This is a genomic window from Delftia sp. BGA-UO-ETr-SB1 (genome assembly GCF_059567865.1).
In genome coordinates this window covers 2,442,348-2,469,190 of record NZ_JCAQOW010000006.1, presented here as the reverse complement: position 1 = coordinate 2,469,190, position 26,843 = coordinate 2,442,348, and the positions used below count along the sequence as shown (strand labels likewise).

Below are 26,843 nucleotides of genomic sequence, written 5' to 3'. Positions count from 1 at the left end.
CGAGGATGGCTTGCGGGTTGCGCACCAGTGCCTGTTCCACATGCGACCACCGAGGATTGGCGGCCCAGGGCGCAGTACCTCCGTCCGGCTCCGTGCTGCCGCCGCGCAGCAGCCAGATGTCTTCGCTGGCACTGTGCAGCTGGCCGCCCGGCGCCAGGGGCTGGTCGAAGGTGATGACGCGGCCGCTGGCATCCAGCAGCAAGGTGGACTCGTCCTGCAGGCGGATGCTGAGTTCCTGCAGCAGGTGCCAGCCATGGCCCAGCAGGCCGCAGGCAGCGCCGTGCTCGGGGTTGACGTAGCTGCTGTACTGGCGCTGCCAGGCCACGGGCAGCGCCGCCGAGGGCAGGGCGAAGTCCAGGTCTTCTGAGCCCAGCAGGACCTTGGCGCCCAACTGGGGGTTGACGGGGGAGCTGACGGTGATGCCGCCCGGGCAGACGGAGCAGGCCAGGCCCCCCTGGCTGCCGATGAGCACGGTGAGCGAGCCGGTAACGATCTTGCCCTTGACGACGCTGTCGGTGATACGGGCTGCGGGTTGGCCACTCATGCGAGGCTGCTCCTGGAGAGATGGGGGAGAACGGGAATGCGGATACGGGGAACGCGGTACGGGCTGTCTGCCTTCAGCAGTTGAGCCGGTCCGTGGGCGAGAGGATCTGGATGTCGCCGGGCGTGATGCGGATGGTGCTTTTGCCGCAGGTCAGCAGGATTTCCTGCTGGGCTTCGAGCCGGATCTTGGCGGCGTTGAGCTCAATGCTTTGCCCATCCATGGTGAGCTGGGAGGCCTTGCCGCCTCCACCGCTGCCGCTGTCACCACCGCCACCGCCACCGGGCGCCGTGATGTTCATGGCCATGCCGCCACCGGCTCCGCCTCCCGCGCCACCACCCCCGCCACCACCGCCCACGGTCAGCGAGTACTGCGAGCCCACTTCCGTGCTTTGCTTGCTGCCGACCTTGACCTGGCGCTCCTGCCCCACGGTGAGGTTCTGGCTCATGCCGACCGTGGTCTGCATGGCCACACCGATGTTCTCCATGTAGTTGACGCCGATGTTCATCATCTTCATCACACCCACGTTCTGCATGTAGGCCATGCCTATGGTCTGGGTCTTGAGCAGGCCCACCGTGACGTGCCAGTTCTGGCCTATCTTGTCGGTCTCGGTCTTGCCAACGGTCTTGCTGCGGTTCTTGCCGATGGAGATGTTCTCGTCGATGCCAACGTCTTCATTTCGGTTGTCGCCGATGCTGATCTTCTCGTTGTGGTCCACCCGCTCCGTGCGGTTGTTGTGCACGGTGATGGTCTCGTCGCGGTCCACGGTCTCGGTGCGGTCGCGGTGGATGACGTTGGTCTCGTCCCGGTCCACGGTCTTGCGCCGGTCGTTGCCGACCCATTTGTCCTCGTCGTTTTCGACCTCGGTGAGCTGGTCCTTTTGCGCGTGCAGCCACAGCTGTTCTTGACCGGCCTTGTCCTCGAAGCGGATGGCGTTGGCGTCACCCGGGCCGTTCTTCATGCCCGCGCCTGCGGCACCGCCCTTGCTCGATCTTGTCTTGATGCCCGATTGCGTGGCGTTGGCCGGCAGCGCCCAGGGCGGCATGTTGGCCGCGTTGTAGACGCAGCCCGTGACCAGCGGGTAGTCAGGGTCGCCGTTGAGGAAGTCCACCACCACCTCATGCCCTATGCGCGGAATGGAGATGGCCCCGAACCCCGGGCCTGCCCAGTTCGTGGCCACGCGGATCCAGCAGCTGGAGTTCTCGTTCATGGCGCCCAGCCGGTCCCAGTGGAACTGCACCTTGATGCGGCCGTATTCGTCGGTCCAGATTTCTTCTCCGGCCGGGCCCACGACGACGGCGGTCTGCGGGCCCGTGGTGCGGGGCTTGGGCGTGGTGCGTGCGGGCGTGTAGGCAAGACTCGTGGGCTGGGCCTGCAACTCGTAGCGCTGGAAGGAGCCGTCTTCCGCGGCGCTGCCCTTGGCGCCCGGCGCCACGGCACTGACGCGGGGGTTCTCCTTCAAGTGGTAGCTCAGGCCCGTGATCAGGTACTGCTGGTTCTGGTCGCCGCGCGGGTAGTTGTAGAGGCTGAAGGTGTAGCCCGTGGCCAGCGCCCGGTGGCAGGACTGGCCCCGCACCCGGCTTTGGCCCGTGAGGCTTTCCTTCAGGCGCACGCGGATGTAGTCCTCGCCGTCGCTCAACTGGGTGTAGCCGCCCGGCCATTCGTAGATTTCGTGGCCGTCATGGGCGTGGCCCGGTGGGTCGCGCCGCAGGTGGGTGAGGTCGGCCCGGGGTTTCTTGAAGTCGTAGTCGTCGCTGTAATGGCGGCCCGATTTGATTTCCTGCTCCAGCTGCCAGGCGTGGATGTTTTCCTGATCGCCTGCAGCGGCTTTTTCCGGGGGATAAAAGGGAATGGATGCGCCCCCGGGCAATACGCTGTGCGAGGCAATGATGTCGTCGCACAGCACCAGGGTGTGCTGGCCCGAGGCATGCTCGAAGAAGTAGTAAATGCCTTCGTGCTCCATCAATCGCGAGACAAAGTCGCAATCGCTTTCGTTGTATTGAACGCAGTAGTCCCAGCTGCGATAGGCGCGCGTGAGTTTCTTTTGCAGGGGATGGCCATAGGCGCCCAATACCTGCTCGATGATGTCGGGCACGGTCTGGTTCTGGAAGATGCGAAAGTCGCTCTTGCGCGTGGCCAGCCACAGCCAGGGGCTCAGGCGGGCCTTGTAGGCGTAGTGGCGGTGGTCCTGGCCCTGCATGCCAAAGCGGGTGACGATGCCGTCGATGAAGCGCCTGCCGCCGCCCTGGGTTTCTATCTCTATGGTGGCGTTTTTGCCCAATAGGGCCTTGGGATCGATGCTTTCGCTTTCGCTGAGCATTTCCACATCGAGGCTGAAGAGCTGGCTGATGTCTTCCTGGCCGCGCAATTCACGGAAATGCAGCTGCTCGCCCAATGGCGTATGTATGGTGACTCGGCGTGTCATAGTGCGCGCCGCCCTGCGGGCGGCCTCCCTGCTCTTGGTGAGCGGGGATCATAGACAAGCCGATGGCCATAGGGCAATCAAATGCAGGGCCGGATACATCCTGTAAATGTAAGCAATTGCCTATCTTGGATACAGGCATGTATTTGAATGGCATGCCACCCATTGATCTTCAATACCATTCAACCCTCCATCGCGCCTTGAATTTCGCCTTGAACTGCGAATGCATTGCGCGTGCTCACACTCCCAAATACCGTTCCCACAGCGCTCTGTCCCCATCCAGCGCGGCCGAGTCTCCGCTCCACACGACCTTGCCGCGCTCCAGGATGAGGTGGCGGTCGGCCAGGCCCAGCAGGCGCTCCACGTATTTGTCGATGACCAGGATGGTCTGGCCGGCGGCGCGCAGCTGGGCCAGGCAGGACCAGATCTCTTCGCGGATGCGGGGGGCCAGGCCCTCGGTGGCTTCGTCCAGGATCAACAGGCGCGGGTTGGTGACCAGGGCGCGGCCTATGGCCAGCATTTGCTGCTCGCCGCCTGACAGCTGGTTGCCCATGTTGGAGGCGCGCTCGCGCAGGCGGGGGAACAGCGCGAACACGCGCTCGGGCGTCCAGGGCTCTGCCGCGCCGGGGCTGCCCGAATTGCGCTGGGCCACAAAGGCCGTCAGGTGCTCGCGTACCGTGAGATTGGGAAAGCACTGGCGGCCTTCGGGCACGATGGCCACGCCGGCGCGGGCGATGCGGTCGGTGGCCCAGCCGGCAATGTCCTGCCCGGCAAACACCATGCGGCCGGCGCGCAGCGGAAGTTGGCCCAGCAGCGTGCGAAGCAGCGTGGTCTTGCCCATGCCGTTGCGGCCCAGCAGGGTGACGACCTGGCCTGCCTCGATGCGGAGGTCCACGCCGAACAGCACCTGGCTGGGTCCGTAGCCGCTTTGCACGGCCTGCATTTCGAGCATCACGCGCCCTCCTTCACTTCTTCGTCTCCCAGGTAGGCCTGGCGCACGTCGGCGTTGCCACGTATCTCTTCGGGCGTGCCGGTGGCGATGATGCGCCCGTAGACCAGCACGGAGATGCGGTCGGCCAGGCGGAACACGGCCTGCATGTCGTGCTCCACCAGCAGCATGGCGGCGCGGCCGCGCAGGGACTCGATCAGCTCAGTCAGGCGCAGTGTTTCATCGGGGCCCATGCCGGCCATGGGCTCGTCCAGCAGCAGCACGCCGGGGCGCGCAGCCAGGGCCAGCGCGAACTCCAGCTTGCGCTGCTCGCCATGCGGCAGCGTGCCTGCGGGGCGCTGCAGCAGGCTGGCGTCAATGGCGCATTCGCGCGCCAGCTCGCGGGCCTGCTCATAGAGCGCGGTCTCGGCCGCGCGCGGGCGCCAGAAGCTGAAGCTGCTGCCCGCATGCGCCTGCACGGCCAGCACCAGGTTGTCCAGCACGCTGGACTGCTTGAAGATGTTGGTGATCTGGAACGACCGCGACAGCCCCGCCGCCACGCGCTGGTGGGCGTTGAGCGCGCTCACGTCGCGCCCCGCCAGCACCAGTTCGCCCGCATCGGCCGCCAGCGTGCCGGACAGCAGATGGATGAGCGTGGACTTGCCCGCGCCATTGGGGCCGATCAGCGCATGGATCTCGCCAGGCGCCAGCGACAACGAGACATGGTCGGTAGCCAGCAGCGCGCCAAAGCGGCGCACCAGGCCCTTGGCCTCCAGGGCTGGAGTGGGAATGGAGATAGGTGTGGCCGCGCCGCTCATGCCTGCCTCCCGCGTGCGGGCCACAGGCCCATCAGGCCGCGCGGCGCACCGAACACCACGCACAGCAGCAGCAGGCCCAGCGGCAGGTGCCAGTACTCGGTCCACATGCGCAGCACTTCCTCCAGCGTCAGCATGACGACGGCGCCGGCCACGCCGCCCCAGCGCAGGCCCACGCCCCCCACCAGCACCATGATCAGCAGGTTGGCCGACTGGGTCCAGTGCATGAGGCTGGGGGAGATGAACAGGTTGTGGTTGGCCAGCAGCGCGCCCGCCAGCCCGGCCACGGCGCCGCTGAGCACAAAGGCTGCCAGCTTGATGCGATAGACCGGGTAGCCCAGCGACTCCATGCGCGACTCGTTCTCGCGCACGCCCTGCAGCGCCTTGCCGAAGCGCGAATCCACCAGCCGCCCAAACACCGCCATCAGCACCGCGAACAGCGCCAGCACCACGTAATAGAAGGAGACATCGTGGCCCAGGTCCAGCCCGGGCAGCACGGAATGGCCGGGCAGGTTGAGCCCGTCCTCGCCGCCGTACTGGCGCAGCGAGATGAAGATGTAGAACAGCATCTGCGCAAAGGCCAGCGTGATCATGATGAAGTACACGCCGCGCGTGCGCAGCGACACGGCGCCCGTGGCGGCGGCCAGCAGCCCGGCCAGCAGCGCGGCGGCCGGCCAGGCCACGAGGGCCGAGGTCACGCCGTTCATCGCCAGGATGCCCACCGCATAGGCCCCCGCACCGAAGAAGGCCGCATGCCCCAGCGCCACCATGCCGCCATAGCCCAGGATGAGGTTCAGGCTGGTGGCGGCCAGCGCGTAGATCAGTACGCGGCGCACGAAGGAGATGTAGAAGTCCAGCCCCAGCGCCGGAGCCACCAGCGGGAACACCGCCAGCGCCAGCAGCGCGAGCACGGTCCAGAAGAACCGGGCCTGGAACCTGCCTTGCAATGTGCTGTGTTCCATGCTCAGCCTCGCGCGGGGAAAAGGCCGGAAGGCCGGTACACCAGCACCACCGCCATCAGCACGTAGATGGAAATCGCCGCCAGCGTGGGCCCCACGCTGGATGCCACGGCCGGGGAGAACACCTGGCGCAGCAGCATGGGCAGGAAGGCCCGCCCCGCCGTGTCCACCATGCCCACCAGCAAGGCGCCAACCAGGGCGCCACGTATGGAGCCTATGCCGCCGATGACGATGCACACCAGCACCAGGATGAGGATTTCTTCCCCCATTCCGACCTGCACCGAAGTGATGGGCCCCAGCAGCGCCCCCGCCACCGCCGCAAGCATGGCACCCAGCGTGAACACGCCCAGGAACAGCAGCGGCACGCGCACGCCCATCAACGTGGCCATCTGGCGTTTGGAGGCGCCTGCCCGCACCAGCACGCCGGCGCGCGTGCGCGTCACGAACCAGTACAGGCCCAGCGCGGCGGCCAGGCCGAAGACGATGATCATCAGCCGGTAGGCCGGGTACATGAGATCGGGCAGCAACTGCACGGGCCCGGACAGCGCGGCCGGCATGTTGAGCAATACCGGAGCCGGGCCCCAGACCATCTTGACCAGGTCATTGGCAATGAGGATGACGGCATAGCTGCCCAGCACCTGGGCCAGATGGTCGCGCACGGCAAGGCGCCGTATCAGCACCAGCTCCAGCACCACACCCGCCACGCCCGTGGCCACGGCCGCCACCAGCACGGCCGCGGTGAACGAGCCCGTGCGCTGCATGGTCTCGGCCGCCACATAGGCGCCCGCCATGTACAGCGAGCCATGGGCCAGGTTCATGATGTCCATGATGCCGAACACCAGGGTCAGCCCGGCCGCGATCAGAAACAGCATCAGCCCGAACTGCAGGCCATTCAGCAATTGCTCCAAGAGCAGCGTCCACGTCATCCACACGCCCCCTGCCGCAGGCGCAGTGGCCCGCGCGCGGTCAACAAATCATCCGGCTTTGAAAATCAAGATCAAGGCACGCCGCGCCCGACGGGGGCGCGGCGGCGGGGTCACATCTTGCAGTCGTTGACGTAGACGTCCTGGTACTTGTCGAACACCTTGCCCACCAGCTTGTTGGTGATGCGGCCGCTGCCGTCCTTCTCTATCACGCGCTGGTAGTAGGCCTGGATGGGATAGTGGTTCTTGCCGTACGTGAAGGGGCCGCGCACCGAGGCGTAGTCGGCCTTCTCCAGCGCCTTGACAATGGCCTGGCGGTCCGAGGCCTTGCCGCCGGATTGCTTGACCGCCGCATCCATGGCCATGATCACGTCATACGCCTGGGCCGCGTAGACCGAGGGGTTGCGGCCCTTGTACTCCTTGCGGAAGGCCTCGACGAAGGCCTTGTTCTGCGGCACGTCCAGGTCATGCGCCCACTGCGCGGTGTTGACCATGCCCAGCATGGGCTCGCCCACGGCCTGGATCACGTCCTCGTCGGCCGAGAAGCCCGGGCCGATCAGCTTGACGCTTTGCGACAGCCCCGTGGACACGAACTGCTTGACGAAGTTGATGCCCATGCCGCCCGGCAGGAAGATGTAGACCGCATCGGGCTTGGCCGCGCGGATCTGGGCCAGCTCGGCCGCGTAGTCGATCTGGCCCAGCTTGGTGTAGACCTCCTCGCCGGGCGCGGTCTTGTAGCCGCGCTTGAAGCCGACCAGCGCATCCTTGCCCGCCGGATAGTCGGGCGCCATGATGAACATCTTCTTGAAGCCACGGTCGGCCGCCAGCTTGCCGGCTGCCTCGTGGAAGGCATCGTTCTGGTAGGACGTGCCGAACCAGAACGCATTGCACTGCGCGCCCGCGAACTGGCTGGGGCCGGGGTTGTTGGACAGGTAGGGCACCTTGGCGCCGAACAGCGCCGGGCCCACGGCCAGGGCCACGTTGGAGCCAATGGGGCCGGTGAAGAAATCCACCTTGTCGCGCTGTATGTAGCGCGTGACCAGCTGGCGCGCCTGGTCGGGGTTGCCGCCCATGTCGGTCTGCAGGAACTCGGCCGGCTGGCCGCCCAGCTTGCCGCCCAGCTGCTTGATGGCGAGGTTGAAGCCATCACGCGCCTCGGCGCCCAGCGCGGCAAACGGCCCGGAAATATCGTTGGCGATACCGACCTTGATGGTGTCCGCCTGCGCGAGCGCGGGAACAAAGGCAGGGGCCAGGGCCGCTGCGGCCAGGAAGGGGGTGAGGAAACGCATGCTGCTGTGCTCCTTGCGCGGGCCGCGCGGATGGCAATCGGTGGTGAGGCAGTCTTCCGTCACGCTGGACGGGAAACTCTGTAAGGGCTGGAACGGTTGGCGCAGGTCTTAGTTTAGGTTTAAAGTATTTTGCAGAACAAGTCTGGGACTTGTACCAATACCTGCCATACAAACCATTTCGCGCCATCTCCGTTCCAATGCCAGCACTCTACCGTCACTACGACCGCGCCGGACTCGATGTCCAGTACAACGCCCGCGCGACGGTACCCGACATCACCCCCATCATCAAGGCCTATGCCGACGACAGCCGGGCCGCGCGCCAGAGCCTGCCCTGCGCGCTGAACGTGGCCTATGGCGATCATGCCGACGAGCTGCTGGACATTTTCCCGGCAGCAACCGGGGCGGCAGGCGCCCCTGTTCTCTTCTTCATCCACGGCGGCTACTGGCGGCTGCTGTCCAAGGACGACTCCAGCAGCCTGGCGCCCACCTTCACGCGCGCCGGCGCCGTGGTGGTGGCCCTGAACTACTCGCTGGCGCCCGCCGTCACGCTGGACCGCATCGTGGACCAGACACGCCGCGCCCTGGCCTGGGTGCATGCCCACATCGCCCGCTACGGCGGCGACCCGGGCCGCATCCATGTCTGCGGCAGCTCCGCCGGCGGCCACCTGGCGGGCATGCTGCTGGCCGGTGGCTGGCATGCGGACTACGGCGTGCCCGAAGACGTGGTGCGCGGCGCCGCACCGCTGTCGGGCCTGTTCGACCTGCGCCCGCTGGTGCACACCCACATCAACGAATGGATGCGCCTGAGCGAGCAGGACGCCATTCGCAACAGCCCCGCTCTCCTGCCGCACGGCGCGGCCTGCCCGCTCATCGTCAGCTACGGCGAGAGCGAGACCGATGAATTCAAGCGCCAGAGCGACGACTACCTGGCCGCCTGGAACCAGCGCTGTGGCCCCGGTCCATCGTCAGGCCAGTACGTGGCCATGCCCGGCACCAACCATTTCGACATCGTGCTCACCCTGAACGACCCGGCCAGCCCGCTGACGCGCGCCATCCTCGCGCAGATGGGCTTGAGCGCCCCCACACCGCAGAACCAGCCATGACCCACGCTCCCGACCTGGAGTCGCGCGCCGCGCCCGACGACCACCATGCGCTGCGCCTGTGGCTGCGCATGCTCACCTGCTGCAACCTCATCGAAGGCGAGATCCGCAACCGCCTGCGCAGCGAATTCGACACCACCCTGCCCCGCTTCGACCTCATGGCCCAGCTGCAGCGCGCGCCCGAGGGCATGAAGATGGGCGAGCTGTCGCGCCACATGATGGTGACCAACGGCAACATCACCGGCATCACCGACCAGTTGGAGAAAGAAGGCCTGGTGGTGCGCACCAAGGTGGAGTCCGACCGGCGCAGCTCCGTGCTGCACCTCACCCCGCTGGGCCGCAAGACCTTTGCGCGCATGGCCAAGGCGCATGAGTCCTGGGTCATGGGCATGTTCGGCGACATGCCGCAGGCCAGCCGCAACGCCCTGTACCAGGCGCTGGGCGACCTCAAGCAGCAGGTGGTGGCCCACCGCTCGCCCACGGACTGAGCGCGCGCAGACCCAACCCCGTTCAGCCCTGAACGCAGTTGCGCCCTGCGGCCTTGGCGCGGTACAGCGCACGGTCGGCCGCTTCCACCAGCGCCACGGCGGCACCTTGGGTGGAGCCGGGGGTAGTGCCTTGTGTCGCGCTTTGTGTCGCGCCTTGGGTCGCGCCAGCCTCATCGCCCTGCGTCGTGGCCACGCCAATGCTGGCCGTCACATGGCCAAAGCGGCTGATGCGGTGCTCCAGGGCCAGGCCCTCGATGCGCGCGCGCAGCCGCTCGGCCACCTGCTGCGCGCCGGCCTTGTCGGTATTGGGCAGCACCACGGCCAGCTCCTCCCCGCCATAGCGCGCTGCCATGTCGCCGGGCCGCTGCACCGCCTGGGCCAGCGCGCTGCACACGGCCTGCAGGCAGGCATCGCCCGCCACATGGCCGTAGGCATCGTTGTAGCCCTTGAAGTAGTCCAGGTCGATCAGCAGCAGCGACAGCGGCGTGCCCTCGCGCGCAGCGCGACGGGCCTCGCGCTCCAGCACCTCGTCAAAGCGGCGGCGGTTGGCCAGGCCCGTCAACTGGTCCTGGGCGGCCAGCACTTCCAGCCGGCGATTGGCATCCAGCAATTCCTCGCGCGCGCTGACCAGGGAGCATTCGGCGCGCGAACGCAGCCGCATCGCCGCCGTCAGGCGCCAGCCGATCAACGCAATCGCCAGAAACAGGCCCAGCACCACGGCCAGCGTCAGCAGCGCCTGGCGCCGCCAGGAGCTCAACGCCTCATCGCGGCCCAGGGCCACCGTGGTCACCAGCGGATAGCGCTCGCTGCGCAGGAAGGCATAGATTCTTTCCGTGCCATCCAGGGCCGAGCGGAACGACGCCGTGCCCGACATCGCCCCCACGTAGTGGCGCAGGAAATTGGGCGACTGCGAGAAGTCCCGTCCCAGGTCCTGCTCGCGGAACGGGTGGCGCACCAGCAACTGCCCGCCCGGCGTGCTCAGTGCAATGGCCCCCTTCTCGCCGATATCGATCTTGCCGAACAGCCGCAGGAAATTCTCCACACCCAGCGCCACCACCACCGCGCCTGCAAACTGGCCCTCGGCGTCCGTATAGCGCCGGCTGATGGTGATCACCCATTCGCCCGTGGAGCGGCTGCGGATCGGCGGCCCGATGTAGATGCCTGACGATGCGTCGTCACGGTGGTGCGTGAAGTAGTCCCGGCCGGAGCTTTCCGATCCTTCGGGGAATGCCCCCTTGGACGACATCAGCCAATGGCCCTGCGCATCCACGATCAGCAGCTCGTTGAGCTGGTTCAGCAGATGCTCCTGCCGGTTGACCAGATACAGCACCCGCTCCAGGAGCACGGGGCTGGTGCCATCCACCTCCAGCCGCTCGGCAATGCCCAGCAGCAGCATGGAGCTTTGGGTGATCACGCCCTCGGCATAGGTGTTCAGTGTCTGGGCCAGGTTTCGGTTGCTGGTATCGACCTCGGCCAGCGTGCGCTGGCGCGCCGCCACCAATTGCCAGACCGTGGCCGCAGAAACCGACACGAACACCACCGCCAGCAACCAGGCCACCAGGCGAGCATCACGCTTCACGGGCCGGCCTCTGCCCCCGCACCAGGCCTTTGTCCACCAATCCCTCTCCATCACATGCACCTGCGCCATCTCGGCAGTCCTGCTGCCGTCCGATCTTGGGTTTTCTGCGTCCGGCTCAGCACCTGGGCAGCGTCTTTGCGCGGGCGTTTCCGACCTTGACCCAAGTCAAGCCGGAAAAACCCGCGAACCCGGTATTGTCCCCGGCTTCGGAAAAATCGGCCGGACGGGCTGGGATTGGGGGGGCTGCCGGCCGGGTAGGCAACGTATTTGCGATAACATTTCGCCGTCCCTCAGCGGACGCGGGCTTGGCGGCCCGGACACAGGCGCAGCAGCCGCCCCCTCTTGATGGTGTGCGGCTTTCAGTTTTCCCAGTGCTGCGCTGGACATGGCTTCATTTCAATGCAGCCATGCGAAACATCCATACACAGGAGCCGCCATTGACCGACACCACCCTCCCCCGCACAGCGCATGCTGGCGCGCCAGTTCTCATTCCTGTCTCAAGACACCAGCAGGCCGTGCTGACTCATCGCTGAAAGGGACAGGCATGTACTACCCGATTGCCGAGGAAGAGCTGCAAGTGGTTCAGGACTGCATGCAGCAGATATCGCTGCTTGTGGACCTGGGCTGCGGGATTTCTGCCGTGCAAACCACGGTCGGGACTGAAGCGTTGTTGAGCTTCCTGATTGCACAGCGGGAGGCGCTGCAGGGGGCTGTTGAGGCGGTGCAGGCCCGGGAGGTCATGAGGGGGCCTGCGGGTTAGGCAGGACTGCTTGAAGGGGCGGAGCGCGTTCAGCCAAGTGCAGACATTCGCACGCCGACTGATGCGCCTGAAACCCCTCAATCCTTGAGCAAGCGCGCCTTCACCGTTCGCCCCTTGATCTTCCCGCTATTGAGCCGGGCAACCACGTCATGCGCAATCTTGCGGTCCACGGCCACATAGGTTGCGAACTCGTTGATGTCGATCTTGCCCACTTGCTCGCGGGTGTAGCCCAGGTCTGCGGTGAGAGCGCCCAGCACGTCGCCCGGGCGGATCTTGTCCTTGCGGCTGGCATTGATGTGGATGGTGGCCTTGGATGGCAGGAGCCGGCCGCCGGGAGCCGGTGTCAGCTCGTCCAGCGGGTACCAGACGGATGGGCTGCCCTGCATCTGTTCGATGTTTCCGACCGCGCCCATTTCGTCCATCGTCGCAAGACTCAGGGCCAAACCTTTCTGGCCGGCGCGGCCTGTGCGGCCGATGCGGTGCACGTGCACTTCAGGGTCGGGCGTGATGTCCACGTTGATGACGGCGCCCAGATTGGTCACATCGAGCCCGCGAGCCGCCACATCGGTGGCGACCAGCACGGAACAACTGCCGTTCACGAAGCGCACCAGCACCTGGTCACGATCACGCTGCTCCAGATCGCCGTGCAGCTCCAGCGCGCTGTAGCCCTGGGCCTGCAGCAGCTCGGCAAGGGCCCGGCAGCGCGCCTTGGTATTGCAGAAGGCCAGCGTGCTCTCGGGCCGGAAATGCTCCAGCAGGCGAGCCACCGAGGGCAAGCGCTCTTCCTTGTCCACCTCGTACCAGCGCTGCTCGATCTGCTCGCCGCTGTGCTGCGCGGCGACCTTGACCGTGACCGGGTCACGCATGAATCGCGCGGCCAGCTTGGCGATGCCTTCAGGGTAGGTGGCGGAGAACAGCAAGGTCTGGCGCTGCGGGGGGCACTGCTTGGCGACTTTGGCGATGTCATCGACGAAACCCATGTCGAGCATACGATCCGCTTCATCAAGCACCAAGGTATTCAGCGAATCAAGGTTCAGATTGCCCCGGTCCAGGTGATCGATCACACGGCCGGGCGTGCCCACGATCACGTGCGCGCCGTTCTCCAGGCTCGCGTTCTGGCCGCGCAGCGGAACGCCGCCGGACAGGGTCACCACCTTGACGTTGTCTTCCGCACGCGCCAGGCGGCGAATCTCGGTCGTCACCTGATCGGCCAGCTCGCGGGTGGGGCAGAGCACCAGGCCTTGCACCGAGAAATTGCGCGTATCCAGCTTCGCCAGCAGCGCCAGTGCAAAGGCTGCAGTCTTGCCGCTGCCGGTCTTGGCCTGAGCGATCACATCCTTGCCTTCAAGCGCAGGGGGCAGGCTGGCGAGCTGGATCGCCGTCATTTCAAGGTAGCCGAGCCGCTCAAGATTGGCGAGCGTTGCCGGCGAAAGCGCAAGTTTGTCGAAGGAATTGGGGGAAGCCGAGGGAGGAGTCATGGGGGCATTTTAAAGTTGGCGATTTCAAGACCGCAGCGCACAGGTTGGTCACTGAAAAAGAACAGGAGGCATGCTGGGCCATTGCCAGCATGTGCGAGAGGACGGCCAGCGGGGGGGGGGGTTGAAGCCATGGATGGCAAAAGACGCGTCAACCGGCGACGGCCCCCGGGCGAGACCCATGCGTCTTGGCCCAACGCCGTGTTTCTGCATGCCGCCCCTGCAACGCATAACATCTTGACACGCTTTAGGACTGAAAAGTGTCCGCTCACATCCGAAATCCTTGGAACACTCTGCGCCACGTGCCGAGGAGCGGGGCAGTCCGTCACCCCGCCCCGGCCGCCGCCTGAAAGCCCGCAATGCACCCCACACCACAGGCTGCAGCCTCCACGCTGCAGCCGCCCGACCGCGCGCCCGCGAACTCCTTGCCTGCCTGCGCAGAGCCCGGCCACCTCGGCCATGAAGCCAAGAGTTCCTTGATCCCCCCCGCCCTGGCCTCCTCCCTGGCGGCCGCGCTGCTGGTGGCCTGCGGAGGCGGCGGGGGCGATACGGCACCCGGTACCGGCAATGGAGGCAACGGCGGCACGGGCACCGGCCCTGGTGGCGGAACCGGTACCGGTACGGGCACCACGGCCACCCCTGCCAGCGACGAAGAAGCCGCGCGTTTCCTGCTGCAGGCGCAGTTCTCGGCCACCGACGAGGAGATCGCAGCGCTGCGCGCCAAGGGCTACGGCCCCTGGCTGGCCGAGCAGTTCGCGCTGCCCGTGGACACCACGGGCACGGCCTGGCTGATGCAGCGCGGCTACGGCGTGGCAGAGGCCGGCACGCGCTACGACAACGTTTCGTACCCCTCCGACTTCATGCTCTGGAGCCAGCTTTTCACGGAGCGCGACGCCGTGCGCAAGCGTGTGGCATTGGCGCTGTCGGAGATCATGGTGGTCTCCACCACCGGGCTGGAGCAGCCCTGGAGCATCTTCCTGGCCTCCGGCTACTGGGATCTGCTGAACCAGCACGCCTTCGGCAATTTCCGCACGCTGCTGGAGGCCGTCACGCTCAGCCCGGCCATGGGCATCTACCTGAGCACGCGCGGCAACCAGAAGGAAGACGCCCGCAGCGGCCGCCAGCCCGACGAGAACTACGCCCGCGAGGTGATGCAGCTGTTCACCATCGGCCTCTACCGCCTGAACCCCGACGGCACCGAGCAGCGCGACGGCAGCGGCAACCGCATCGACACCTATTCGGCAGCCGATGTGAGCAATCTGGCGCGCGTCTTCACCGGCTACGACTACGACACCAGCAAGAACCAGCCCACCAACCTGAGCGGCAGCACGGTGACGGGGCTGCAGCAGGCGCTGCTGCCCATGGCCTTCAACGCCGCGCGCCATTCCACGCTGGCCGCCACTTTCCTGGGCACCACCGTGGCTGCGGGCACGTCGGGGCCAGCGGCGCTGAAGGCGGCGCTGGACACGCTGTTCAACCACCCCAACGTCGGGCCCTTCATCGGGCGCCAGCTGATCCAGCGCCTGGTCACCAGCAACCCCAGCCCCGCCTATGTGGGGCGCGTGGCCGCCGCCTTCGCCGACAACGGCAGCGGCACGCGGGGCGACCTGCGCGCCGTGATCGCCACCGTGCTGCTGGACCCGGAGGCGCGCGGCGCGGCAGGGCTTGCCAGCCCCCAGTACGGCCGCCTGCGCGAGCCCATGGTGCGCTTCGTGCAATGGGGCCGCACCTTCGGGCTGCGGTCGGCACGCGGCACCTGGAAGATCGACAACCTGAGCGACCCGGCCACCCGCCTGGGCCAGAGCCCGCTGCGCTCGGGCTCGGTGTTCAACTTCTTCCGCCCGGGCTACGTGCCGCCCTCCACGCCCCTGGCCACGACGGGCCAGGTGGCGCCGGAGTTCCAGATCGTCACCGAAACCAGCGTGAGCGGCTACCTGAACTTCATGCAGAACGTGATCCGCTTCGGCTACTACGTGAACGCGCCAGACTTGCCCCAGGGCGGCAGCAGCGCGGCCAACGGCTTCGACATCACCTGCAGCTACGCCAACCTGCTGCCCCTGGTGGCCGACGCCGCCGCGCTGGTGCGCAAGGTGGCACTGCTGCTGTCGGCAGGGCAGGTATCGGCCGCCACACAGGCGCGCATCGTGGCAGCGCTCAATGCCACGCCGGTGACGGCCACCAGCAACGCCGCCACCCAGCTCAACCGCGTGGCAGCCGCCGTGCTGCTGGTGATGGCCAGTCCCGAATATCTGGTGCAGAAGTGACCGAACGTCTGCAAAGCAAAGCGATATCGCCATGAATTTCATCGACCCCGCCCGCCACACGCGCCGCGCATTCCTGCGCCGCAGCACGCAACTGGCCGCCGCCGGCACCGCCCTGCCCTTCGCCCTGAACCTTGCCGCGCTGGGCGAGGCCGCCGCCTTCGAGGCGAACGACTACAAGGCGCTGGTCTGCGTCTTCCTCTACGGCGGCTGCGACTACGCCAACACCGTCGTGCCCTACGACAGCACCCGCTACGGGCAGTACTCCGCCATCCGCGGCGGCAACAGCGATGGCACGGCCGGTGGCATTGCCCTGGCCCGCGCCGCGCTGGGCAATACGCTGCTGCAGCCGCGCACGGCGCTGGCCGGTGGCATGCAGTACGCGCTGCACCCGTCCATGACGGGCCTGGCCGGCCTCTTCAACGCGGGCCGCGCGGCGGTGCAGCTGAACGTCGGCCCGCTGCTGGTGCCGCTCACGCGGGCCCAATATGCCACCGGCGACCGGCGCAGCTACCCGCTGCCGCCCAAGCTTTTCTCGCACAACGACCAGCAGTCGGTCTGGCAGTCGCAGGGCGCCGAAGGCTCCACCGTGGGCTGGGGAGGCAACCTGGGCGACCTGGCGCTGTCGTCCAACGCCACATCGCTCTTCACCTGCATCTCGGCCACGGGCAACGCCGTGTTTCTCTCGGGCGACCAGGCGCTGCAGTACCAGATCAGCCCGGGCGGCGCCGTGCCCATCAACGCCGTCAAGGGCGCCAACGTCTATGGATCGACCGCCGTGCGCGGCCTGCTGAGCGAGCTGGTGCAGACGGCCGGCAGCCACGCGATGGAGGCCGAGTACGCCCGCGTCACGCAGCGCTCCATCAGCGCCGAGGGGCAGATTTCTTCAGCCCTCTCCAGCGGCAGCCTGTCCACCGCCTTCCCTGCCAGCAACCCGCTGGCCGACCAGCTCAAGGTGGTGGCCCGGCTCATCGCAGGACGCAACGCGCTGGGCACGCGCCGGCAGGTGTTCTTCGTCTCGCTGGGCGGGTTCGACCTGCACGACAACCTGATCGCCAACCAGCCGCAGCTGCTCGACAAGGTGAGCAGTGCCATGACGGCCTTCTACAACGCCACGGCCGAACTCGGCGTGGCCGACAAGGTCACGGCCTTCACCGCGTCGGACTTCGGCCGCACGCTGACTTCCAACGGCGACGGCTCTGACCATGGCTGGGGCAGCCACCACTTCGTCGTGGGCGGCGCGGTGCGTGGCGCGTCCTTCTACGGCGCGCCACCGCCCATCAGCGTGGGCAACGGCAGCGGCAGCGAAGACCAGTGGCATGTCGGCCAGGGGCGCCTGTTGCCCAGCACCGCCGTGGACCAGTACGCCGCCACCCTGGCGCGCTGGTTCGGCGTGGCCAATACCGAGCTGGCGGGGGTGCTGCCGCACATCGGCAACTTCGGCGGCTCGGCGTATCCCATCGATCTGGGGTTCATGGGCTGAAGCCTTGCTTTTGCGATCGCGGGCTTTGTGGTCAAGGCACGAATGATCAGCCGGGGCCGTCGCTCGCTGCGGCGAGAAGCGGCACCAGGACATCACCAATCGGTGTCGGAACTCCGCGCGCCCGGCCGCGGCGCGCGATGACACCGTTGCGGATATCCCATTCGAGCGGCCGGCCTGCTTCGCGATCCGCCAGTATGGACGTGCCCAGGTCGGCCGGAAATGCCTGGAACTTGTCGAGGATCGCCTGCGGGACCTCATCGCCCAGTTCAGCACCTTCGGCGCGTGCCACGGCCAGGCACTCCCTCAAATAGTCCAGAGTGAGCTTAGAGATGTCGTGCCGGCCGAACATGCCTGAGCGGCGATGCGTGAGTGCCATGAGCCCGGCCGCTGCGTTCTGCAGCAGCTTTTGCCACGCCAGGGATTTGAAATTCGAAACCAGGTCTACCGAGCATCGGGTGCCTTGCAGTGCCTGCGCGACCACGAGGGCAGCGGCCTCGTCAGGCAGGCTGATCCGGGCGTCGCTGCGCAGTAGCACCGACCCGTCGGGTTGCGCCTGTGCAGGGAACCACACGACTGCGGGAACGATTCGCCCCTGCGGGCACAGCGGGGTGACACTCTCCACCTGCTCAACCCCGTTTTGCAGGACACACACGACGGTTTGCGGACCGCTCAACGCCGCCAGCCAATGCGCAACCGCAGCAGTTTGAGTCGCCTTGACCGCGAGAAAAACGAGATCCGCCGGACCTTCGACCTGGGCCGGATCCGTTCTGACCGGGCCGGGAACCACGATGCGAAGACCGCTGCCGTGCAGCGTCAGGCTGTCGCGCGGCGTACGACCGCACAGCAACGGCGTGCGACCGACTTCATGCAGCGCAGCAGCAACCGTTGTCCCGATTGCCCCGGGCCCCAGCACCGCGATGCGTGGATGGGTTGGTTGATTCACTGAAACGAGCTCCTTGATATTGGTGCGCAGCGGCAACCCGGGCACCATTGAAAGCGGTGATTATGATGTTCTGCGCAATGGAGGGGCAAGTCGGCGGGCCTTGCCTTTTGGAATGCAATATGAGTTGACATATATTGCAGTATTCCTCAACGACTGGCGCATATCCGGCTTTTTGATTCCGTGCCTTTGGGCAAATTGCTCCACTTCCGTCGTGTCAAAACGGGTTGTCTGGATAAAATCCAGGGCCTCGGCGCTGGTATTCAAAAACCTCGCAATGGGACGAATACCCAGAAGCCATTTCAGCAATCGCAGCGGAATATGATGCCCGGGCGCCTTCAGCCCAAGAGGTTGTGCCACCTGCGTGAGAAGTTCCTGCAAGCCAGGGCTCTGGGCATCGAGGGCCAGCAGTTCCTGGCCCACCATGGAAGGATCAAAGGCGCAAGCCGCCACCAACTCGACCAGATAATCCACAGTGACCAGTGGCAACCAGTGCGCGGCAGTACCGGGTACTGCAGCCAGCTTTCCCTGCACCAGATTGCGTATCAGATCCACCAGCGGCTGGCCATCCGCGATATGCCCCGTGCGGCTATGTCCGCAAACCGTGGCGGGGTGTACAACGGTCATCTCTCCATCCTTGGCATTCATGAAGCCGAGGGTCGCGAAATGCGCCTCCAGTTTGCTCGCCTCGTAAGCACCGACTTGGCGATAGATGGCAGGCCAATCCGTCAGCTCCGGATGGCCGGGATCAATCCCGATGCGTTGCAGATGTTCATTGTTTTTCAGCATGTAGCCGCCAATCATCACCAACCGGCTCTCTTGCTCGGCCGCCAACTGCGCCACGCGCCTTGCCCCTTCCACATTCACTGCACGTGCCTGCTCCATCGAAAGGCCCCAGGCGAAGTGGGCTCCCAGATGGAATACGACCTCGGCCTGCCGCAGGACCTCTCTATCCGCAGGGCTCAGACCAAGGTTTTCTTGCTCCAGATCGCCGGCTACGGCAAAGACGCGGGCTGCAACGCCACCCAAACCATCGACCTGCTGGCGCAGTTCAGCGAGGCGCTCCGGGCGACGCATCAGTACCCGAATGGTGTGACCTTTCGCGCTCAGGTACGACAGCAAATGCTGGCCGATGAAGCCCGTCCCTCCCGTAACAAAGCACTCCACGCTCATTTTTCTACTCCTTGGCACGATGAAAAAACCAAGTGTAGACTGTCGACTCAACTCTACAGTCAAGCGATTTTTCCATGAATATCGGAGAACTTGAGATCCGCAGCGGCGCCACGCGCCATACCTTGCGCTATTACGAGAAAATCGGCCTTATTTCACCCTTGCGGCGAACCAACAACTATCGCGTTTACACACCGCAAACCCTGCAAGACCTGGACTTTATCCAGCGGGCACAAAGCATGGGATTTTCTCTTGGGGAAATAGGCGAAATTCTGAATGCTCAGAGAAACAAGTCAATAGATTGCGCCGGGGGTGCAAGACTGATTGAAAAGAAGATGGCGGAAATCAGAAAGAAAATCACTGACCTCAAAAGCATTTATCGGTATTTGGATGCGGAGCGCGCAAACCTTGAAGCCAGTGCGGCCAGGCAACTTGAGCTTCAGCAACTCAATGGCTCTTCCAGTTAACGGGGCAGCATCCGGAGTGCAGGTGCTGCATGATGGATGTCCTGACCGAGCCGTCCTGCACCCACCAGAACTGCAGCCCAACCCACGGAGCCAAGCATGACCAAGCCCCTCTTCATCAGTCTCCCCGTGACCGACCTCGGCGCCTCCACCGCCTTCTACAAGGCGCTGGGCTTCAGCCAGAACCCGCAGTTCAGCAGTGAGGATGGTTCCGCCATGGTCTGGAGCGAGGCGATCCAGGTCATGCTGGTCACGCATGCCAAGTGGCGCACCTTCACCCAGCGCCCGCTGCCGCCGGCCGGCTCCTGCGGGTTGATGCTGTCCCTGGCCCTTGAGAGCCGCGCCGCCGTGGATGCGATGAACGAGGCCGCCGCGGCCCATGGCGGGCAGGCCGACGTGAATCCGATGGAGGACCACGGCTTCATGTACACGCGCGATCTGGCCGATCCTGATGGACACATGTGGGCGGCACTGTGGATGGACCCGGCGGCCATGCCTGCATCCGCTGGGTGAGCGAGCCTGAACGCGGCTGGACGCCACTTCAGGCTTGCCGCGCAGATAGCCCGGAATTCGGCGGTGCATTCTGCGGTGCGGCGGTGATGCGCGGATACTGTCCCGTCCCCCACTGCGGAGCAAAGCATGCGATTGCCGAAGTCTGGACTCATTCCCTGGTTGCTCATGGTTGCAACCCCTGTGTTGGCGCAGATCAATGCGGGAACCCTGCCTGCCACTGCATCGCCTCCGTTCAAGGTCAGCAAGGTCGCGCAATTCGATCTGCCCTGGCGCATCGCCTTCCTGCCGGACGGGCGCATGCTGGTCACCGAGAAGGTTGGCAAGCTGTTTCTCGCGGCCCAGGACGGGCAAAAGCTCGAAGTCACCGGCGTGCCGCCCGTGCTGCATGAAAACCAGAACGGCCTGCTCGGTGTCTACCTGGCCCCTTCGTATGCGAGCGACGGGGCCATCTACCTGACCTATTCGGAGCCCGGAGAAATCCGCGGCACGTCGAGCCTGGCGCTCGCGCGCGCCACGCTCAGGATCGGTGCCGGCACCGCTGCGCTGGAAGACCTGAAAGTGATCTGGCGCGACCCCGTCAAGGGCAAGGGTGGGCAGGTGGGTGCCGCCGTGGCTTTTTCGCCGGACCAGAAGTTTCTGTTCCTCACGGCAGGGGACCGGCAGCGCTTCACGCCTGCCCAGGACCCGAATCAGCCGGCCGGCAAGATCCTGCGGCTGACCTTGGACGGCAAGCCCGCGCCCGGCAATCCGATGCAGGGGCAGACCGGCGCAACGTCGGTTCCGGTGATCGATCCGCCCAAGGACACCGAGGCCGCCAAGACCGCGCCGGTGTTGCGCACGTTTGTCTTTGACGGTCCGAATCTGACGCCGTCCGAGACCTGGTCCACGGGGCATCGCACGCCCTACGGCCTGGCGTTCGCGCCGGATGGGCGTCTTTGGGAGCTTGAGCATGGGCCGCGCGGCGGCGATGAGCTCAACCTGATCGAGCCGGGCAAGAACTATGGCTGGCCGCTGGTCTCCTATGCGGTGAACTACAACGGCGTGCCCATTGCCAGCCCGGATACGCGAACGGACCTCACCAAGCCCGTGATCTACTGGACGCCTGTCTTCGCGCCGGGCAGCCTGATGTTCTACAGCGGCGAGATGTTTCCGCAGTGGAAGGGCTCAGCGTTTGCGTCCGGCCTGCTGACCCGCGCCCTGCACCGGATCGAGGTGAACGGTGCGAGCGCCACGCCTGCCGAGCACTGGACGGTAGGCTTTCGCGTCCGCGACGTGGCGCAGGCGCCGGATGGTGCGCTGTGGCTGATCGAGGACGACCGCAAGGGCGGTCTGTATCGGCTCACACCGAAGTAGGCAGCTGGGGGATGGTTGCCGCGCTGGGCACGGCCTGCGGGCACAGGCCCGGCGCTGGCAGCGCCACCTGCCATCAAAGGCTCAGGTCCATGCCCAGCATGGTGGCCAGGCCGAAGGTGAAGAGCAGCACGCACAGCAGCAGCAGCGTGAAGACGGCAACGATCTTGCCGCTGGCAATGAGCAGCTCACGCCGGCTCGCCCCCTTCTTCTTGCCCTGGTCGTAATGCCACTTGATGGCGAAGAACATGGCCGTGCCGAACACGAGCACCTTGAAGGTGACGAAGACTATGGGGACCCAATCGATCATTTTGAGAGCTTCCAGCCAATGACTTGGCACTGTCCATGGTGGGGAGCCTCCCTCCCGGACATGGGAGGCGAGAGCGTCAGCGACGGCCATGCAAGCACGGTGCTGCCACACCTTGTGGCGCATACTACCCAAAAGCAATTTCCATACATGAGCCCATACGTCGCCGCTTAAATCCATGCAAGATGAGCCATTGCCCCTATGGTTGCCGCAACTGGCCGTGCAGGGCGGCCCCCGATTCCTGCAGATCGCCGATGCCTTGCAGGCAGCGGTGGCAGACGGATCGCTGAAGCCCGGTGACCGCCTGCCCCCACAACGCCGGCTGGCGGCCCAGCTGGAAGTGGACCTGACGACGGTCACGCGCGCCTACGACGAAGCCAGGCGCCGCCAGCTGCTGGAGGGACGCGGCGCCAGAGGCACCTATGTCGCGGCGCCCAAGGTGGAGCTGAACGCCGTGCTGGACCTGAGCATGAACACCCCGCCACCGCCGGCTGGCGTGGACCTGGACGACATGTTGAAGCAGGGCCTGTCGCAAGTGCTGATGGGTGCGGATGCCCAGTTGCTGATGACCTACCACCTGGGCGGGGGAAGCGACTCCGACCGCAAGGCGGGCGCCAAGTGGCTGCAGCCCATGTTCGGAGATGTGGATGCCCGGCAGCTGGTGGTCTGCCCGGGCGCGCAGGCGGCGATTGCCGCCCTGGTGCTTGCGCTGACGGAGCCTGGCGATGTGATCCTGACCGAGCCCACCAGCTATCCCGGCCTGCGTGCCGCAGCGGCCCAGTTCGGCCGTCGCATCATTGCGGTGCAAGCGGACAGCCAGGGGATCATGCCCGAGCGGCTTGAGCAGGCATGCCGACAGCACAGGCCCGGGCTGGTCTACCTGAACCCGACACTGCAGAACCCGACCGCCATCACGCTCGCCGAGGACCGGCGCCAAGAGATCGCCAGCATCGCAAAGCGCTGCCATGTGCGCATCGTCGAGGACGATCCCTACTGGCTGCTGGCCGATGCCCCGCCGCCGCCGATCGCCAGGTTTGCCCCGGAGCAGGTGTACTACATCTCCACCCTCTCCAAATGCCTGACGCCCGGTTTGCGGGTGGCTTTCGTGCTCCTGCCTGACCCGCACGAGCGCCAGCGTTTCCTGGTCGCGCTGAGATCGTTTGCGCTGATGGCCACGCCGCTGACGGCCGCCCTGGCCACGCAGTGGATCCTCGACGGTTCGGCCGGAAAATTGATGGAAGGCGTGCGCAAGGAGGCGCGCCTGCGCCACCGGATGGCCAGGGATGTGCTGGCCGGCCGGTACAGCGGAGCGGGAGACGGCCTGCATGTATGGCTGGAGCTGCCGAGTTACTGGAGCCCCTCGCAGCTTGCGCGTGCCGCCGACAGCGAGGGCATCGCCGTCACGCCGGCACAGGCCTTTGCCACCGGCGGCGAATCCGTGAATGCCATCCGCATCTCCCTGGGCAGCATCAAGGACCGTGGACGCCTGCAGGCGGGACTTCAGCGGCTGTCCCATCTGCTTGCGCGCCTGCCCGAGTCGTTCAGCGCCGCCGTGGTCTAGCGGTTCGGCGCGCATCGAGGCGTGAGGCGTTGTGCCGATAGGTGGCCACAACGGCTCAAGGCGCCCCGGCAACCCGGGGGGTGCACGCCTTTGAAAGCAGGCCCGGGCATGGCTCGCTGGCCGCTCAAGGCTCCAGAGCGAAGTCCACCGCCGCCTGCGCATGCAGGGCGGTGGTATCCAGCACGGGCACAGGGCAATGCTCCTGCTGCACCAGCAGGCTGATTTCCGTGCAGCCCAGCACCATGGCCTGCGCACCCTGCCCGGCCAGCTGCGCCATGATGCGCTGATAGGTGCGCCGCGACTCTTCAAGAATCCGGCCCGTGCACAGTTCCTCGTAGATGATGCGGTGCACCTCGGCGCGGTCTGCCTCCTGCGGCACCAGCACCTCCAGACCCTGCTGCTGCAGCCGCTCGCGCATGAAGGGCTGCTCCATGGTGAAGCGTGTGCCCAGCAGCCCCAGCTTCCGGTAGCCGCGTGTGCGGGCTGCGTCGGCTACCGGGTCGGCAATGTGAAGAAAAGGGATGCGCACCGCTGCCGCAATGCGGTCTGCCAGCTTGTGCATGGTGTTGGTGCACAGCAGCACGCCGTCCGCCCCGCCCTGCTGCAGCCGCCGCGCGGCATCCTCCAGCAAGGCGGCGGCGTCGTCCCATCGGCCTTCATGCTGGGCCTGCTCGATGGGGCCAAAATCCACGCTGTACATGAGCAGTTTTGCGGAGCGCAGCGGGCCCAGCCTGTCACGCACACCCTGATTGATGAGCCGGTAGTACTCGGCGCTGGACTCCCAGCTCATGCCACCGATGAGACCGATGACGCGGTGAATTTCCTTGTGGTTTGAGTTCATGCCCGCAGTTTGGGCAGCGGCCGATTTCGCGTCTATCAGGAAATTTCAGTTCAGGAACGCAAGGCGAGACAAGGGCCATACAAGGCAATACAGCGATGACAGATCACGAACCACCGGGATTCGAGGTGCAGCTGCTGGGCCGCACGCCCTACAGCAGCCATGACCCGACCCGCCTGCATTCGCTGGGCATCGCGCTGGAGCGCCAGCAGGGCGTGCATGCCATTGCCAGCGATCGCCGCGTCGACTTCGATACCTGGCCCGGGACGGTGGCATGCACGCCGCCGGGCGTCGACGTATTTTCCGAATCGGCTACGGGCGGCGAGTATCTGGTGGTTCGCTGCACCCAGGCGCATTGGGAACAATGGCTCAGCGACGGCGCGTCTGCAACCAAGGCCCGGCGCGTTGTGACGCCCGGGCAGCGCAGCGCCTTGCAGATGGCGCACCAACTGCGCCAGCTGCTGCTGAGCACCGAACCGGACACGCTGGCCATTGAGCAGGCTGCGCTGTGCTTCATGGCCGGGCAATGCCACGCGCCCACCGCCCGCGTCGAGGCCTTGCGCCCGGTGTACCGCCCTGTCCTGGAGCGCATGGCGGCCGAGTTTGCGCAGCCGTTGAGCATTGCCCAGCTGGCCCGGATGGTCCAGCGCACGCCGCTGCAGTTTCTGCGCGAGTTTTCCCAGCTGCTGGGCATGACGCCGCATGCCTTTCTTGTGGAAACCCGCGTACAGGCGGCCCGCTCCATGATGCGGGCAGACGCCCATTCCCTGGCGGGTATCGCCCACGATTGCGGCTTCAGCCATCAGTCGCACATGGGCGTCGCTTTCCGCAAGACTCTGGGACTGACTCCCCGCCAGTACCTGGCCCGCATTCGTCACACGGGCAAGCAATGACGGATGGAGCACCTGAGACAGCCACAGCCGGGACATAGGGCTTGAAGGGCTTTCCAGGGAGTGCCGGGCCCTTTCAGCTGCCCGTGTTGGATTTTCATAACTATTGTCAATCCGAACAGACGGACTCGACCTGCGCACTTCAACCGCGCATACTTAAGTCTGTTCTTCTCACTACTGCTTTGGGTTGCAAACGGGGTTGCCACTGAGGTTGCAACCGGAGGTGCGATTGGGATTTTCTATCGCGCGGCAACCACGATTTGCCGCGCATCGGTCAATGGAGCGGGTTAATGATAATTCATTCCTTTTATCAATTCATATCGCACCGCTTGACCATCGCACTCAGAGCCGAGGATAGCCAGCCCGCAGGCAGCGTGTGAATTTAGTGTGCGTACACATCTGATAGAGCAGATCAACGAAATGACCCTTCGTAAATCCACATTCGCACCTTTGAGCAGAATTTTCGCTTTTGCCATTGAACTGGATGGAGTCGACCGTGTTCTGTCTGTCGTTCGTCGGCATCTCGGCATGGATGTCGCCTTTGTGGCCCGATTCCGGGAAGAGGATCGGGTGCTGGAGCATGTGGACGAGAGCACTGCCGGGGTGATTTTCCAGCATCAGAAGATTCCATTGAGCGAGGGCTATTGCCAGAAAGTGGTCAATGGCGAATTGCCGGAGTTGATTCCCGACACATCCCTGTTGGCCGCTGCCCAGGAGATACCGGAAACGCACACCATTCCCATCGGCTCGCACCTGAGCGTTCCCATCCGCCTGGATGACAACCAATTGTTCGGCACCTTGTGCTGCTTCAGCCACCAGCCCAATCCTGCGCTGAATGCGCACGATATGTCACTGCTGCGGGCATTCTCCGATTTATTGGGACTCCATTTCAGTGCGACTTCTGCCGTCCGGCATGCAAGAGACAAAGTGACGCACGAAATTCGACTTGCAATGCAAGGCAATGCGCTGCGCCCCGTATTTCAGCCCGTATACACCATCGCGACCGGCAAGCTGCATGGTTTCGAATGTCTGTCACGCTTTGACCTGGAGCCACGTCGCCCGCCCGACCAGTGGTTCAAGGCAGCGCATGAGGTGGGGCTGGGGCTGGAGCTGGAGCGCCATGCGATCGACACAGCGCTTGGCGCACTTGGCAGCCTGCCCACCGACTGGCTGCTCGCCGTCAACTGCTCGCCGCAACTGATCCAGTCGGGGCAGTTGCCCAGGCTTCTGGGTTCGGACCGGGATCTCTCACGCGTGACGCTGGAAATCACGGAGCATGCCGCCGTGGATGACTACAGGGCTTTGGCCGATGCACTGGCGCCGCTGCGGCGCCGGGGCGCGACCTTGGCAGTCGACGATGCGGGGGCCGGCTACTCCAGCATGCGGCACATCCTGCATCTGCAGCCAGACATGATCAAGCTGGACATGAGCATCACGCACGATGTCGATACCGACCGCAGCCGCCGTGCGCTGGCCAAGGGCCTCACGAGCTTCGCGCACGAGATAGGAAGCGTGGTGGTTGCCGAGGGTGTGGAGACAGCCGAGGAATTCAACACTCTGGCGAGCCTGGGCGTGGATTTGGCCCAAGGCTACTTTTTTGCCAAGCCGATAGGGCCGCAAGAGGCGCTGGCAATGGGCGCTGCAATATAGGCCACGATCTTCCTGCAGGCATCCTCGTCTGGCTGGCTGCCCGCCGCCTGTTGGCCGAAACCGCCGAAGGCAGTACCCAGCCACCAATTGACCGAAATCAAGCGCCACCGGCAATTGCGCCCGGCCGCCGCGCACCC

Annotated in this window: 24 protein-coding genes; 11 read left to right on the top strand and 13 right to left on the bottom strand. The window is 65.5% G+C overall.

Annotated features, from left to right (window positions below):
• The 7 genes from AC57B5_RS29700 to AC57B5_RS29670 form a co-directional block, all read right to left on the bottom strand.
• The coding region (locus AC57B5_RS29700) for a DUF6531 domain-containing protein (RefSeq protein ID WP_496400865.1) at positions 1–544 on the bottom strand (544 nt) is incomplete at its 3' end.
• Between the two features lie 73 nt (positions 545–617).
• Positions 618–2,966, bottom strand: a complete 2,349-nt coding sequence (locus AC57B5_RS29695; protein WP_496400864.1) for a type VI secretion system Vgr family protein — start codon at positions 2,964–2,966, stop codon at positions 618–620.
• A 235-nt stretch (positions 2,967–3,201) separates the two neighbouring features.
• A complete protein-coding gene (locus tag AC57B5_RS29690; protein WP_199137356.1) occupies positions 3,202–3,915 on the bottom strand; it encodes an ABC transporter ATP-binding protein in 714 nt (237 codons plus the stop codon).
• On the bottom strand, positions 3,915–4,709 hold the full coding sequence (locus tag AC57B5_RS29685) for an ABC transporter ATP-binding protein (RefSeq protein ID WP_496400863.1): 795 nt from the start codon (positions 4,707–4,709) through the stop codon (positions 3,915–3,917). Before AC57B5_RS29685 ends, AC57B5_RS29690 begins: the two co-directional genes overlap by 1 nt.
• Positions 4,706–5,668, bottom strand: coding sequence for a branched-chain amino acid ABC transporter permease (locus AC57B5_RS29680; RefSeq protein ID WP_012206285.1), 963 nt, complete (start codon positions 5,666–5,668; stop codon positions 4,706–4,708). The genes AC57B5_RS29685 and AC57B5_RS29680 overlap by 4 nt, the downstream gene beginning before the upstream one ends.
• A 2-nt stretch (positions 5,669–5,670) precedes the next feature.
• Entirely contained in the window at positions 5,671–6,591 is a 921-nt protein-coding gene (locus AC57B5_RS29675; RefSeq protein WP_496400862.1) for a branched-chain amino acid ABC transporter permease, read from the bottom strand.
• A 110-nt stretch (positions 6,592–6,701) separates the two neighbouring features.
• Positions 6,702–7,877: an ABC transporter substrate-binding protein gene (locus AC57B5_RS29670; RefSeq protein WP_199137355.1), complete on the bottom strand. Its 1,176-nt coding sequence runs from the start codon at positions 7,875–7,877 to the stop codon at positions 6,702–6,704.
• A 197-nt stretch (positions 7,878–8,074) separates the two neighbouring features.
• Between AC57B5_RS29670 and AC57B5_RS29665 the strand changes: the two genes are divergently transcribed.
• Both AC57B5_RS29665 and AC57B5_RS29660 read left to right on the top strand, forming a co-directional pair.
• Complete coding sequence (locus AC57B5_RS29665; RefSeq protein WP_496400861.1) at positions 8,075–8,980, top strand: alpha/beta hydrolase; 906 nt, start codon at positions 8,075–8,077, stop codon at positions 8,978–8,980.
• Positions 8,977–9,465, top strand: a complete 489-nt coding sequence (locus AC57B5_RS29660; protein ID WP_063325691.1) for a MarR family winged helix-turn-helix transcriptional regulator — start codon at positions 8,977–8,979, stop codon at positions 9,463–9,465. Before AC57B5_RS29665 ends, AC57B5_RS29660 begins: the two co-directional genes overlap by 4 nt.
• A gap of 22 nt (positions 9,466–9,487) precedes the next feature.
• On the opposite strand, the gene AC57B5_RS29655 is transcribed toward AC57B5_RS29660, so the two are convergent.
• On the bottom strand, positions 9,488–11,113 hold the full coding sequence (locus tag AC57B5_RS29655) for a GGDEF domain-containing protein (protein ID WP_496400860.1): 1,626 nt from the start codon (positions 11,111–11,113) through the stop codon (positions 9,488–9,490).
• 475 nt (positions 11,114–11,588) lie between these two features.
• Here AC57B5_RS29655 and AC57B5_RS29650 point away from each other — a divergent pair, with 475 nt between their 5' ends.
• Entirely contained in the window at positions 11,589–11,804 is a 216-nt protein-coding gene (locus AC57B5_RS29650; RefSeq protein WP_034395578.1) for a hypothetical protein, read from the top strand.
• Between the two features lie 77 nt (positions 11,805–11,881).
• On the opposite strand, the gene dbpA is transcribed toward AC57B5_RS29650, so the two are convergent.
• Positions 11,882–13,282, bottom strand: a complete 1,401-nt coding sequence (gene dbpA / locus AC57B5_RS29645) for an ATP-dependent RNA helicase DbpA (protein ID WP_034395575.1) — start codon at positions 13,280–13,282, stop codon at positions 11,882–11,884.
• Between the two features lie 356 nt (positions 13,283–13,638).
• Here dbpA and AC57B5_RS29640 point away from each other — a divergent pair, with 356 nt between their 5' ends.
• Together AC57B5_RS29640 and AC57B5_RS29635 are read left to right on the top strand one after the other, a co-directional pair.
• Positions 13,639–15,543, top strand: a complete 1,905-nt coding sequence (locus AC57B5_RS29640) for a DUF1800 domain-containing protein (protein WP_496400859.1) — start codon at positions 13,639–13,641, stop codon at positions 15,541–15,543.
• A gap of 31 nt (positions 15,544–15,574) precedes the next feature.
• Positions 15,575–17,023: a DUF1501 domain-containing protein gene (locus tag AC57B5_RS29635; protein WP_063325694.1), complete on the top strand. Its 1,449-nt coding sequence runs from the start codon at positions 15,575–15,577 to the stop codon at positions 17,021–17,023.
• Positions 17,024–17,069: 46 nt separating this feature from the next.
• Here the strand turns inward: AC57B5_RS29635 and AC57B5_RS29630 are convergent, their stop codons facing one another.
• Both AC57B5_RS29630 and AC57B5_RS29625 read right to left on the bottom strand, forming a co-directional pair.
• Positions 17,070–18,014 (bottom strand): oxidoreductase, encoded by a 945-nt coding sequence (locus AC57B5_RS29630; protein WP_225613960.1) that lies wholly within the window; start codon positions 18,012–18,014, stop codon positions 17,070–17,072.
• Positions 18,015–18,026: 12 nt separating this feature from the next.
• Positions 18,027–19,136, bottom strand: coding sequence for an SDR family oxidoreductase (locus tag AC57B5_RS29625; protein WP_496400858.1), 1,110 nt, complete (start codon positions 19,134–19,136; stop codon positions 18,027–18,029).
• Positions 19,137–19,210: 74 nt separating this feature from the next.
• Here AC57B5_RS29625 and AC57B5_RS29620 point away from each other — a divergent pair, with 74 nt between their 5' ends.
• The 3 genes from AC57B5_RS29620 to AC57B5_RS29610 all read left to right on the top strand — a co-directional run bounded on the left by AC57B5_RS29620 (position 19,211) and on the right by AC57B5_RS29610 (position 21,463).
• Positions 19,211–19,600, top strand: a complete 390-nt coding sequence (locus tag AC57B5_RS29620) for a MerR family transcriptional regulator (RefSeq protein ID WP_496400857.1) — start codon at positions 19,211–19,213, stop codon at positions 19,598–19,600.
• Positions 19,601–19,696: 96 nt separating this feature from the next.
• Positions 19,697–20,110 (top strand): VOC family protein, encoded by a 414-nt coding sequence (locus AC57B5_RS29615; RefSeq protein WP_496400856.1) that lies wholly within the window; start codon positions 19,697–19,699, stop codon positions 20,108–20,110.
• Between the two features lie 126 nt (positions 20,111–20,236).
• Positions 20,237–21,463: a PQQ-dependent sugar dehydrogenase gene (locus tag AC57B5_RS29610; protein WP_310636603.1), complete on the top strand. Its 1,227-nt coding sequence runs from the start codon at positions 20,237–20,239 to the stop codon at positions 21,461–21,463.
• 73 nt (positions 21,464–21,536) lie between these two features.
• Here AC57B5_RS29610 and AC57B5_RS29605 read toward each other — a convergent pair whose 3' ends face one another.
• Entirely contained in the window at positions 21,537–21,770 is a 234-nt protein-coding gene (locus AC57B5_RS29605) for a hypothetical protein (protein WP_012206300.1), read from the bottom strand.
• A 175-nt stretch (positions 21,771–21,945) separates the two neighbouring features.
• On the opposite strand from AC57B5_RS29605, the gene AC57B5_RS29600 reads away from it, so the two are divergent.
• Positions 21,946–23,328 carry an aminotransferase-like domain-containing protein gene (locus AC57B5_RS29600; protein WP_496400855.1) on the top strand — a complete coding sequence of 461 codons (1,383 nt, stop codon included), beginning with the start codon at positions 21,946–21,948 and terminating at the stop codon, positions 23,326–23,328.
• 124 nt (positions 23,329–23,452) lie between these two features.
• On the opposite strand, the gene AC57B5_RS29595 is transcribed toward AC57B5_RS29600, so the two are convergent.
• Positions 23,453–24,169, bottom strand: coding sequence for an aspartate/glutamate racemase family protein (locus AC57B5_RS29595; protein ID WP_496400854.1), 717 nt, complete (start codon positions 24,167–24,169; stop codon positions 23,453–23,455).
• Between the two features lie 95 nt (positions 24,170–24,264).
• Here AC57B5_RS29595 and AC57B5_RS29590 point away from each other — a divergent pair, with 95 nt between their 5' ends.
• Together AC57B5_RS29590 and AC57B5_RS29585 are read left to right on the top strand one after the other, a co-directional pair.
• Positions 24,265–25,059, top strand: coding sequence for a helix-turn-helix domain-containing protein (locus tag AC57B5_RS29590; protein WP_496400853.1), 795 nt, complete (start codon positions 24,265–24,267; stop codon positions 25,057–25,059).
• A gap of 417 nt (positions 25,060–25,476) precedes the next feature.
• Positions 25,477–26,706 (top strand): sensor domain-containing phosphodiesterase, encoded by a 1,230-nt coding sequence (locus tag AC57B5_RS29585; RefSeq protein WP_013801771.1) that lies wholly within the window; start codon positions 25,477–25,479, stop codon positions 26,704–26,706.
• Positions 26,707–26,843 lie beyond the last annotated feature (137 nt).